Source organism: Gammaproteobacteria bacterium, from assembly GCA_029882975.1.
GTDB lineage: Bacteria > Pseudomonadota > Gammaproteobacteria > SZUA-152 > SZUA-152 > JAJDNG01.
Window position 1 is genome coordinate 23,204 of record JAOUJW010000045.1, and the last position, 11,825, is coordinate 35,028.

At 44.5% G+C, this 11,825-nt stretch carries 9 protein-coding genes; 7 read left to right on the top strand and 2 right to left on the bottom strand.

Annotated elements, in window-relative coordinates:
- Nucleotides 1–8: 8 nt before the first annotated feature.
- Nucleotides 9–647, bottom strand: a complete 639-nt coding sequence (locus tag OEY58_21615) for a class I SAM-dependent methyltransferase (protein MDH5328054.1) — start codon at nucleotides 645–647, stop codon at nucleotides 9–11.
- Between the two features lie 225 nt (nucleotides 648–872).
- On the opposite strand from OEY58_21615, the gene OEY58_21620 reads away from it, so the two are divergent.
- The 3 genes from OEY58_21620 (at nucleotide 873) to OEY58_21630 (ending at nucleotide 6,127) form a co-directional block, all read left to right on the top strand.
- Entirely contained in the window at nucleotides 873–1,319 is a 447-nt protein-coding gene (locus OEY58_21620; GenBank protein MDH5328055.1) for a hypothetical protein, read from the top strand.
- A gap of 326 nt (nucleotides 1,320–1,645) precedes the next feature.
- Nucleotides 1,646–2,245 (top strand): hypothetical protein, encoded by a 600-nt coding sequence (locus tag OEY58_21625; GenBank protein MDH5328056.1) that lies wholly within the window; start codon nucleotides 1,646–1,648, stop codon nucleotides 2,243–2,245.
- A 174-nt stretch (nucleotides 2,246–2,419) separates the two neighbouring features.
- Complete coding sequence (locus OEY58_21630) at nucleotides 2,420–6,127, top strand: DUF1631 family protein (GenBank protein MDH5328057.1); 3,708 nt, start codon at nucleotides 2,420–2,422, stop codon at nucleotides 6,125–6,127.
- On the opposite strand, the gene OEY58_21635 is transcribed toward OEY58_21630, so the two are convergent.
- Nucleotides 6,098–7,321, bottom strand: a complete 1,224-nt coding sequence (locus tag OEY58_21635; protein MDH5328058.1) for a hypothetical protein — start codon at nucleotides 7,319–7,321, stop codon at nucleotides 6,098–6,100. The two genes, OEY58_21630 and OEY58_21635, sit on opposite strands and share 30 nt — an antisense overlap.
- Before the next feature lie 152 nt (nucleotides 7,322–7,473).
- Between OEY58_21635 and OEY58_21640 the strand changes: the two genes are divergently transcribed.
- From OEY58_21640 to OEY58_21655, 4 genes are all read left to right on the top strand, one after another.
- A complete protein-coding gene (locus OEY58_21640; protein ID MDH5328059.1) occupies nucleotides 7,474–8,322 on the top strand; it encodes a phosphate/phosphite/phosphonate ABC transporter substrate-binding protein in 849 nt (282 codons plus the stop codon).
- Nucleotides 8,323–8,335: 13 nt separating this feature from the next.
- Nucleotides 8,336–10,651 carry an ATP-binding protein gene (locus OEY58_21645; protein ID MDH5328060.1) on the top strand — a complete coding sequence of 772 codons (2,316 nt, stop codon included), beginning with the start codon at nucleotides 8,336–8,338 and terminating at the stop codon, nucleotides 10,649–10,651.
- Nucleotides 10,652–10,871: 220 nt separating this feature from the next.
- A complete protein-coding gene (locus OEY58_21650) occupies nucleotides 10,872–11,300 on the top strand; it encodes a response regulator (protein MDH5328061.1) in 429 nt (142 codons plus the stop codon).
- Nucleotides 11,297–11,825, top strand: a 529-nt coding sequence (locus OEY58_21655) for a hypothetical protein (protein ID MDH5328062.1), incomplete at its 3' end; no start/stop codon positions are given. The genes OEY58_21650 and OEY58_21655, both read left to right, overlap by 4 nt.

Below are 11,825 nucleotides of genomic sequence, written 5' to 3' on the forward strand. Positions count from 1 at the left end.
CGATTCTGTCAACGTGGTGTAGGGCCGGCTTTTTTAGCAACGATGAGATATTCCTTGGGTTCAGCTGGGTTTTGTGTTTTCGTAAGAATGTGTAAGTGGTTTTGAGCGATGATTTTTTCCAGATCAGAGATGTCCAAACATGCCACGTAAGGAACCCAACCGGTTTTACTTATCCCGCGCATAACCTTGAGTAGTAACGGGGGTTTCGGTCCTGCGCAAAAGGTCTTGGAGATGAATACTCCATCGGGTTTCAGTAGCTCTGTAATTCGCTGTAGGGCAGTAACGGGATTTTCCTGTAGATGTAATATATTAAACGCAAGAATGGCATCATAACCGTTCGGTTTCAGCTTAGGGCTGTAGAGGTTAGTGTGTTGATATTGAATATTCTCAATACTTTGGCCGGCAGTTCTTTGTTGAGCAATCTTCAACATTTTTTTAGATATGTCGATTCCATGAACGTTCGAGACTTTGTCCGAAATGGCGATACTGTAGGTTCCTGTACCGCAGCCAAAGTCGAGTACGCAATCTCCGGTGTTTAAGTATCTGCGAATGCTTTCCACCGTTTCATTGAAAGCTGCTTTGTTTTCAATGGGCTTTGCGGCATATCTGTCAGAAATCGCGTTCCAGAATATTTCATACTTGAACACAAGAGCTCCTTTGCTTGGTTTGTTGGTGGACATCATCGTCGTCAAGCAACAATAGCAGCAGATTGAAAATTAAGGAAGTTTAGTCGGTACTGAAAAACACGGGTGATGTAAGCGTGATTAGAGTGATTCTAATTAAACAAGTGTTCCCTGTCGCCGATATTGCTTTTAGTGGTTTTGTATTTCGATGGACACTATAAGCCCAGCTTACTTCCTGAGGTCTGTTCGATGAAAAAAATTATACTAACTCTATTGTTGATGACTTTACCCATATCGGTTTTCGCAAATTACAATCCGGTTTTATTAAAAAAAGGAATAGAGACCGCTCCTATTTTTAACGGTAGTGGTTGGTCCGATAATGGCGGAATGTCTAAGCTGAGTACCACGGTGCCGGGTCTAAAAATCTTGGTTTTAAAAGAAAATGCAGCTCTGACGATGCGCTTGGAAAATGATGCTCAGCTAGGCGATACCGTAAAACGGTGTGAACAGTTGGCCTTCATCGGAATGACCCCCGATGCCGATGGTAAGAGCGCAATAGTCGATATGGTTAACAGTGTTACAAAAGACGGCCCACCCAAAAACTTGACTCTTAATGGTGTGGAGCTGGTAGTGGAGTACGTTACCATAAAAAGACTGAAAAAGGCTGTATTCAGTTGTTCCTTATCTGCTAAGTAGCCGGTTAAACGCCAAATATATTCTGGCGCGTGGCTACTAGATGATCCGTCCCTAAAATCCCTATCCGATATAGTCGATTGCAAAGCTGGAAGCCGCGGCGGTTTCCAGCTTTTTTATTTATTAAACAATAAGATATAGTGTGCATGTCGGCCTGATGGATGTAGCGGTTTCAAAACGGACTCCGTTTGTGGTCTTTTCAACCGTGTACCGGATCTTGTGGAAAGCCGGGAGATTATTCAATACACTAAGGGTCCTCTGGCCGGCTCTATGAGTGGCATTTGCGACCGGAATCCGAGGTTCCTATCCGTGCTTACAGGAAACGACATATGAAGCGTGTTTTGATTTCGATTGTGGTAATCATGGCTATGGTTCCAGCTTTTGCGCATGCCTTTGATGATTATCGCCAGGGTTTCATTGCGGGTCTGGGCTTGGGTAAGCACGAAAGTGACGTTACCAATACAGACAATTTGCTGGGGTCCAGTGAAGTACAGTCTGTAGACGGTTCCAGTCTGAGTCTGCGTTTGGGTGCTGGAGTTGTCGATAGTGTACTTGTGTACTGGTTTATGGATTTAAGCCGTCACGAAGAATCAAATGTCATCACTGGCACAAATCACGATATGCTGGTCGGGTATTCCGGTTTAGGCCTGTCCGTTTATTTTACGCCACGTTCGACATCGCTTTATTTCAACGGCGCAGTGGGAGTGGCCGCGGCGGTGGACCCCGCTAAGCAAACTCGTTCCAACTTATACGAATATCAAGGTACCGGACATACCTTAGGGGTAGGGCTGGAATTGGGTGCCGGAATGAGTATCGAATTGAATCGGACCACCATAATCATGGAGCATAAGGATAATGATGGGACATTTGTCGACCAAAACAAAGACTTAGAGACCACGCGCATTTCGTTCGTTTACACCTGGTATTGAGTTTCCTGCTTTCTCTCTCCTTGGAATATTATCATTATATTATATAAGTGAATTAAAGCGCCCAGTTTTGAAATGGGGCGCCCTGTCTGCGTTATTTTCCTAAATAAAATCGTGGTTTTTGACGATAAAACTAAGATTCGAGATGGTAAAAAAATACTTGCTAACGGGGTCTTAATGTTAGGTAAAAATCGGCAGGATGCAGTACCTGGAGTGGAACGACGTTCCTCGGAGCGCGATCCGGCATTTTTGGGTGCAGTGTTGAGTACTGATGCCGGTCGCTTTCCCTGTATAGTGCGAAGTTTTTGCATGGGCGGAATCTATGCCGTATTTACTGATGGTATTCGGCATGATTTAAAAGCGAATACATCTGTGGATCTTCAGTGTTCCATTCCGTCTACCAGTGGTACCCAGTCACTACTCCAGTTTCAGGCCCAAGTGGTCCGGGTGGATACGCACAGCGTGGGATTGTCATTTGTTAATCCTAATATGGAACGACTAACGCTTTTGCAACAGGCCGTCAAACAGGCCAGGCATAAAGCAGAGCAAATGCAGAGGAATAAAAAAGCCAAACCGACAGGAATCGACCAAAGAGCAATCACTTCAAATCGCCAGTCATTGATTATTCGTTGTAATAGTATTTGTAATGAATTTGCGCCAAAGATAATCCGACAATTTTTGAAGTCCATCGATACTGAGCTGCGCCAACTGGCACAAGTGAAGCGGGATGTGGCTGTGCAAAATTTGTATCTGGAGGGTAGAGACGAATTAGCTCGGGTTCAAAGCAAAGTCAGTCAGGAATTCACTGCCTTGATCCGTGGGGATTTGGCAGGATTCAAACCCACAAAGGTAGCAAAAGCCTCGGGTGAGTTAACGCTGACCTTGATGGAACAAACGGTATTTGACAATTGGTTGGCGGATACTGTTGTAGTTGACAAAATCGAGGAAAATAATCGCAAAGCGCTTGTAGATTTGGAGCAGCGTTTGAGTGTTTTATGGGCAGTGGAAATTGACAAGGATAGCAACCCTTATCGGCCTGGGTTTTGGTTAGGCATATTTCGAGACATTATTAAAGGGCTGGGTTTGAGTAAAGAGGTCAACTCGGTTTGCAATAAAGCCTTTGAACAATTGCTGTTGTCTGAGTTGGGTCATTTGTATTCTTCACTCAATAATTTCCTGATCAAACAAAAAGTTCTTCCTGTTATCGAACACAAAGTTAAAGTGGTAAAGGCGAAAATTCCGTTTGCAGACCTGGAGGAATCCCGGGAATCCATAGAGCACAATGTGCATGAACACGCTGCCTTGGAAATCAAGAGGGAATCCACTTTAGAACCCAGCGCGAAAAATTCGGCAAACACTACGGAAAAAAATGCAGATACAACCACAGGCAAAACCACAGCAAAAACCATAACCACAAAAAATTCGGAAATCCAAACGGTAAAAGAAATTCCTGTGGGCAAGGATGCAGCCGTAAAACTGGAAGTCGTGGATCGGAATACAGCTCCGGAAGGGTCCAACGTAGCAACTGATACCGGTACTGCTGAAGCTGATATTGATAGGGAAAAGGAGCGTGGTAGAGCCATCAGCGATAGTGGTTTGTACTTCTTGATCAGCAGGCTATATGGTTTACAGCATGAGCTTGGGCTCAGTCAGGATAACCGTTGGTTTTCTTTTCAACAATCCACAGACGGAATGGTCCAACGCAGCGAGCTTTGTTCGGTTTTACGAGCACATGCCGCGGAAGAGCCCTTGGAGAAATCCGCGCTTAACTTGGAAGACTGGGTGGTGCAGGGATTAGAGAGGGGTGTGGAAAAGGGTTTGAATAACTGGCAGGCTAAGGAAGCTAAAAGGATAAAAATCGGAGCCAGGGAAGCCAGCATTATTCGGTTTTCAAGTCGTTTATTCTCCGCGTTAACTTTGGATTATCGTATCTCTGAAATGGCCCGCCTGTGGATTAGAAGGCTGCAGTTACCGGTCTTAACCTTGACGTTGGAAGATGAGGCGGCATTGTTTTCCGGATCTCATATAGTACGGAAAGTACTACAGGGTTTATCTTGCTTGGAGTTATCCATACAAGCGGGGGATGCAGAGTATAACAATCGATTAGTTGCATTGCAGGATTGTTTGGAAACCCTGGTATCCGGCACCGGTGATAGGAACAGCGCTTTTGTCAAAACAGACGAAGCACTGAGTCAATTGCTGCCTATGCAGAAAAAAATATATCGGGAAAACCTGGATTCGGTGGTACGAGCCTGTATTAAAACCGGTGAGTCCTCTACGGCTAAATTGAATCCCAAAACGCACGCTAAAGCCAAGAAAATCATTAATCGTTTGAAAGGGGGAGAGTGGTTCCATTTTCAGCTGACCCCGGATACGGCAATGAGACTTCGTTTAGCTTGGTATCCTGAGAATATGAGTTATTTTGTTTTTATTACCCCAATGGGCGTAAAAAACCGAACCTTATCCGTGTTGGATCTAGCCCAACGATTGGATTCGGGTGAGGTTTCTGTGAGTGCACATTTTGTTAAATCGCCGGTAGAAACGGTATTGTTGGAACTTCTTCAGGGCATGCATACCGAACTGTTGCGTACTACTACGCACGATATGTTGACGGGGCTGTTGAATCGCCAGGCGTTTGAAAAGGTCTTGGAGCAAGCATTGGATCAAGTGAAGTGTCAGGATAAAAAGTTTGTATTTTGCCATATTGAATTTGACAATTTTAAAAGCATTAATGATCAATGCGGATACTCCGGTGGTGACAAACTGCTAAAACAGGCAGCGGAGAAATTGCAGGAGTTTTTAGGTAACCGAGGTGTCACAGCCCGATTGAGTGGTACCGAGTTTGCAGTATTATTAGAGAATTGTTCCGTGGAAGAGGCCCTGGATCTTGGTGAAAGTCAAATCAGAGCATTTTCATCGCACCGTTTCCATTGGAAAAATAAAGAGTACCGAATCTCAGTGAGTATGGGTATGGTGCCTGTGAGCAAGGCCTGGGAGAATGCGGAGGGATTGATGAAAGCGGCCGGCTCCAGTTGTGCCTTGGCTCGCAATATGGGAGGTGGACGTTTACAACTGTATCATTCGGGACATAGTAAACAAGCCCAACACAGCCAGATGTTGCAATGGATTAGTGAACTGGAAGATGCTTTGAAAAACGATAGGCTGGGCTTGCGGGTTCAAAGAATCCAGCCCACCGGTTCGGATACAGCAAAGCGTCGATACGAAGTGTTGCTGACGGCAAGCGACAGTAAAGGTAATGATCTGTCAGTACACAAATTTATCAAAGCAGCCGAATGGTACAACAAAATCTCTCAGATTGACCGTTGGGTCATTAAAAGCGCAATGCAGTGGATGGTGCAACATACGGAGTTGCTGTCTAATATTGACAGCTTGTCTTTGAATCTATCGGCTATGTCGCTGAACGATGAAGATTTGGTTGCTTTTGTAGAAGAACAAATGTTAACTACAGGAGTTAATCCTCGACAAGTTTGTTTTGAAATAACTGAATTAGCCGGTATACAACCCCTTTCCGAAGCCGCGGAGTTTATTGACCGGATACGACAAACTGGATGTAAATTTGCATTGGATGACTTTGGAGCCGGGTCGTCTTCATATGCTTATCTTTCGCAATTACCCATTGATTACTTTAAGGTGGATGCGGGGTTTATTAAAGAATTTACCCGCAACAAAAACTCTTATGCTGTCGTGAAATCGATCTGTGAAATAGGGCGCTATTTAGGGAAAAACGTTGTAGCTGAATGCGTTGAAGATGAAAACACCATGGAGATGCTCATACAGGCCGGTGTGGATTATATTCAGGGATACGCGGTAGAAAAACCCATATCGTTGACAGACCTAACAGATAACGGAAATTTTCCGAAGTAAATCCAATTCAGTGGGATCCGGGTAACGCCGGAAACGGTATCGTAACGGGGTAAAGTCGGTTGTTTCGAATAGATGCGGGATGTTTCGAAATGCAGTTGACCAGTTAGTAACGATTTTCTCATCGGTGAGCGGGTCGAAAAACACCAAGGTATCCGCCCTGGGTAGCAGCGTGTCCACATCTTTGGTTACCACGCTTAAGGTTTCATAGAAACCGGTTTCATCGTTGGTGCTAAGCAGGCAGGATGCGGTGAAAATATCCGCTTGTTTTTGATACAAGTAGCTACACAAAATATGTTTCTGTGCTTCGTAGTTTCTGCTTTTCCAATATTGATTCAAGTTGTACAGGGGTTTGCTGATTTCATCCTGCTGTTGTGGAAAATGCTCCAGTGTAAAATTATTGAGTGTGAGCGCGTAGCCAGTGATAACTTTAGGTTCTTCATCCAGTGCTTTGCGGGTGATTTCAGCCAAGTCTTCGATCCCTTGAGCGTCTTTAGATCCAGTGACGAGAATAGTGTTGCGTGTGGGTAGGGTGATTACCGGATCACCAAGCAACTCCAGGCGATGAAACAGTTCAGGAAGGAATATTCGGGAAGCATCATAATCATCCTGCCATTGAGATATGTATAGGCCGGGTTTCAAGCTTTCAAAGGGTTGATAACTGACTTTGCGGAGATTGTCCTGTGCCTGGGCGAATGCTTCATCAAAATCGATTTCCCATTTGGCTAACGTGTCTTTTCCCACAATTGCCATACTGTCCTTGTAGTCAAAGATTAGCGTTTTATATAAACAGGGACTGATGGCTTGACGGGCTGAGGGTAAAAGGGAGTTTCCGCCTAACTCAGATAATAAGCGCAGGTATTCCCATTCTTCCGGTTCTCGAATTCCGGGATAGATGCGGGATTGTGCCTCGGAATAGGATTCCGGTAGTTCTTGTGCCGCCATACTCAATACACTCTGGGCGAACTGGTGCAGAATTTGCTTTTTTTCTTTTCCGTAGGAAGCACAGTATTGTTTGTACGCATTACGCAGATACCAATGTTGGCTCCACTCATCATTGACCAAAAACTCAATACTAAAGTCCGGTTCGTTCAAGCGAAATTCGAATTCACAATTGTTTTGGCGCAGCGCAACAGTTGCCAGTTTTGCAAACTGTTTTTCGGTGGGATTAGATGAGAAGAAACTGAAGATTCCCATGATACTGCCTTAGAACCTCTGCGACTGCGCTTTGTTATGCCGGCATGACGGTGCGCGGCGTTGTGTGAATTTACATAGATTTAACAATTTCTCGGCTTGTTGCATTGGAATTTGCCGATAATTTGGCATTACTCGTTCAAGCGTAGGTAGACATGGCTAAAAAATATACAGCAAATGGTGTGTATTTTCTATTGCTTTTAAACTTGTTTGCATTTAATTGCTTCGGCGAATCGTCGCGAACTACAGAAAAAATTCAACTAAAATGGGCAGTTATACCTCAATTTTCAAGTACCACCACCCAAAAAAACTGGACTCCTTTTGTGGGATATTTGGAAAAAGTCACTCAAACTAAAATTCAACTACTGGTGTATGATGATTTTTCTTCGTATAACAAAGACTTACAGAGTGGCGTGCCGGATTTGGCTTATGTGAATCCCTACAATGCGCTGCAAGCCAGGCGGAACCAAGGCTATATACCCATAATTCGTGATGCGGCTGGGAAATTATCTGGAATATTGGTGGTACGTAAGGATAGCGGCATACAACGATTGGATGAGTTGATGGGGGCAGATATCGCGTTTCCAGCGCCAACCGCTTTCGGGGCCTCACTGTATCTAAGAGCACTTTTGCAGTTTCAATATAAGCTTAAATTTAATCCGGTATATACCGGATCCCATGGCAATTCCTATCGTTCAGTTTTGTTTGGTCGGGTTTCGGCCGGTGGTGGTGTGATTCGAACTTTGGAAGCGGACCGCCCTCAGGTCAGTGACAATCTGCGGATACTATACAAAGCACCTAGTACAACACCACATCCCATTGTGGTTCATCCCAGGGTTGATACATCATTGCGGCAACAGCTGGTGGCCACTATTCTCGAAATGAACAAAAACCAACAAAGTCGCCGGTTATTGCTTGCGGTAAAGATTACCGAATCCATGGCAACCTCATATAGTGAATACGAGCCGTTGGAATTGTTACAACTGGATCAGGTTCAACAATAAAGGGCAAAACGGCATGGGTTGGTTAAGACAATGGTTTTACTCTCGCAGTCTATCGGTTCAATTGCTGATGAAAATCGGCACCACTCTCTTACTTTGCATGAGCCTGCTGATCTATTTTTACGGCAATAAGCTGATTATAGAAGAACGTTTGTCCCATATCCAAAGATTGCAATTGTTGAGCGCAACTATAGCCTCAACGCTGTTGCCTATGATGATTCAAAAAGACTATACCGCCATTGAAAAGTATTTGGTAACTGCAGCAAGAAATCCCGAATTGTTGAACATAGTTGCCGTGAATTCAACAGGACAGGTAATTGGAAATGTGCATCGTATCGGTTTAGAGGCATCATCAAATGGGCTTGTGGTCCCCGACTATTCTCTACAAACCATAAAAACTCCAAAAAGAGATTCCGTCGCTGACAATTTGGTGCAGGAATATCCGGGAGGTATGGAGATTTGGCAAACGGTTGTTAATGGCCCGTTGGTGGGTTGGGTTAGAATAAACGTGAGTAATCGCCAGTTTCGGTTGATCCAGAATAGAATATGGTTTAGTTCCATTGCGATGAATCTTGGTGCAGCCCTCGTGTATATCGTGTTATTGTTTTTATTGATGCGTCGACCCCTGCGAATTGTGGAAAAGGCGGCGAAGTTTGCTGCGCGGCTGAGGGATAACAAAGGTGTGAAGATGGTTGTGAAACCATCGGCAAAGGAGTTGGACGATTTAGTTACTTCCTTGAATTTTACTTCTGAAATTTTGCAGCAACAGGAACTGTTGATCCAGAAAAAAACCGAATCATTGGAGCAAGCACGGGAACTGGAAGTGAAGGCCAATTGGGCTAAATCCGAATTCCTTGCCAGTATGAGTCATGAAATCAGGACGCCTATGAACGGCATATTGGGCATGCTGACCTTACTGCGTGAGACGGAACTGGATACCCGCCAAAAGGATATATTGGATACGGGATACCAATCCGGAGAATATTTGCTCGCGCTCATAAATGATATTCTTGATTTTTCTAAAATCGAATCGGGTAAAATCACACTGGAAGCGATCCCTTTCGATATGAGAAAGTCAATCGAAGGGATGATGGAATTGTTGTATGCGTCAGCTCAAGCCAAGGGTTTGGAGTTACTCTTGGATATGTCACCACAATTTCCCCGTATGTTGGAAGGGGATTCCACACGCTTTATTCAAATTGTTACCAACTTGACCAGCAATGCCATTAAGTTTACCAACGAAGGAGAAGTGGTGATTCGGTGCGAGCTAAGGCAGTCTGAAACCGGTAATTGCAACATCTTAGTTGAAGTGATCGATTCCGGAATTGGCATTGACCAAGGTAAGCTGTCTGTGATTTTTGACTCCTTTACTCAGGCCAACAGCAGTATCACTCGCGAGTATGGTGGCACAGGCTTGGGTTTGGCTATTTCTAAAAAACTGGTCCATTTGATGGGAGGGGATTTAGCTGCGGAATCGGTTGAAGGCCGTGGCAGCCGTTTCTGGTTCACGGTACGGATGCCGGTTCATACCCCGTCTTCGTTACGATCTTCAAGCAACCGGAAAATACTTTTACTTTTGGACAACGCGCGGCAGGCTGACATCCTTCAACGCTTCTTTCAAGACGCTCATCTACAATGTGATCTGTGTACAGCGGACAACTTGCAACAGCGTCTGAAGCAACAATATGACGTGTTGGTTGCCGATATTACGCAAGGCGAGGCGATTTCCGCATTACTGCAAAGTGATTTCGCCCAATCAGGGCAACGATTGAAAGTGATTTTGCTCAGTAAGCTTAGCCTTGATGATAAGCCGCAAATGTCTCTGGTAAAAGTGCTTCATAAACCGGTTAAATCTATGCAATTATTGGAAAATATTCTTGGTAAAGAATCGTTTGCAGAGACTCCCAAGGAATTGGCGGCTGCAAAAACGGGAAAGGGACTAAAGGGATTGGTTGTGGAAGATAACCGGATCAACCAAAAAGTGGCGGTGGGGATGCTGGAAAAATTGGGTATGCGCTTGGATGTTGCCAATAACGGAGTTGAGGGGTTGGCTGCGGTCAAAATTAAAAAGTACGATATAGTATTCATGGATTGTAATATGCCTGAGATGGATGGATATGAATGTACTCAAAACATTCGGATGTGGGAACGCGATACAGGTGCCCGACGAGTGCCCATTGTTGCCATGACGGCAAACGCCATTGACGGTGATCGCGACAAGTGTCTGCAACAGGGGATGGACGATTACATAACTAAACCCATAAAAATCGATCAGTTGGCGCGCCTATTGGCTGTGTGGGGTAAAGACAGTTCCAACTCGGATGTCGCTTGAGCATTTTTTACGCAAGGTTTTACAAAGTTTCACCCTGTTGAGGTTTATATAATATTTGTGAGAACCGATAGTTAGCTAAGTCTACGTGGTTTATGAACCTGTGCTTGAGTTTGAATGCATAATGCGAAATACAAGCTAATATTCTATGGGGCAGACTGGAAAAACGGATAGTAATCAACAAATAGTGGATGTCAGCCAAACAAAACTGCGAAAATTCCCAATGACAAATAAATTAGAGGACAGACCAAGCGGGCAAAAGCCAAAATCCGGGCAATATCTGGTACTTTATGTGGAAGATAACCCTGCGAATTTGCGTCTTATGCAACAAATCATTCGTCTACGTGAGGATCTAAAATTGATTCACGCCGCGTCGGGGCAGATGGCCATTGATATGGTTGAACAAGAAAATCCGGATTTAATATTAATGGATATAAACTTGCCGGATATTGATGGATTTAGCGCTCTGTTTATTCTGAAAGATAACGAAAGCACTAAGGACATTCCGGTGATTGCAGTGACTGCGAATGCCATGCCGGACGATGTTCAAAGGGGAAAGGATGCCGGCTTTTTTGATTACATAACCAAACCCGTCGAATTGGACCGCTTGTTGGAAAGTGTCGACAAAGGTATACGGTCGTTAGAACAATGAAAAACCTATGGGAAAGCATATTATTGGCCGCGGGGGTTACTGTCGTTTGTGGTGGAGTTTTGCTTTATTGGAGTTCTAAGTACGAAAATAACCAGTACCAGTTAGAGCGCACTTGGGGTCAGGCATTGGCCCAATCATTGGCTATCTCGCTATCCGAAAAAACGGCAAACAAGGATAAGGTAGATACTACCGAATTGAACCAGTTCCTGAAAGAGATCGTACAGACAAATCCGTATTTGCAATTCGCTTACCTTGAAACCCAGGGGCATGAGATTATTGCCCAAAGTTCCCCGCAAGTTCGACACAGTACGGTTGCCGGCGATTCAGGTCAGGTTTTGCAGAGGCCCGTCGAATGGGTTGCGGCCAGAGTGGTTATCCCGACAAATTCCCGCACGCATCTTAAGCTGGGCTATGTTTCCGGTTTTATTGCACGTGGCGAACCGAGGAATGGTACGGACACACTCCTGCTGATTACGGCAATAATCACTATTTTTGTTACGGTGTTGTTTTGGAGTTACACTTTAC

Excerpts from the sequence above, each read along its gene's own strand:
- OEY58_21625 (MDH5328056.1), top strand. The coding sequence starts at position 1,646 with ATGAAGCGTGTTTTGATTTCGATTGTGGTAATCATGGCTATGGTTCCA.
- OEY58_21620 (MDH5328055.1), top strand. The coding sequence starts at position 873 with ATGAAAAAAATTATACTAACTCTATTGTTGATGACTTTACCCATATCG.
- OEY58_21640 (MDH5328059.1), top strand. The coding sequence starts at position 7,474 with ATGGCTAAAAAATATACAGCAAATGGTGTGTATTTTCTATTGCTTTTA.
- OEY58_21630 (MDH5328057.1), top strand. The coding sequence starts at position 2,420 with ATGTTAGGTAAAAATCGGCAGGATGCAGTACCTGGAGTGGAACGACGT.
- OEY58_21645 (MDH5328060.1), top strand. The coding sequence starts at position 8,336 with ATGGGTTGGTTAAGACAATGGTTTTACTCTCGCAGTCTATCGGTTCAA.
- OEY58_21635 (MDH5328058.1), bottom strand. The coding sequence starts at position 7,321 with ATGGGAATCTTCAGTTTCTTCTCATCTAATCCCACCGAAAAACAGTTT.
- OEY58_21650 (MDH5328061.1), top strand. The coding sequence starts at position 10,872 with ATGACAAATAAATTAGAGGACAGACCAAGCGGGCAAAAGCCAAAATCC.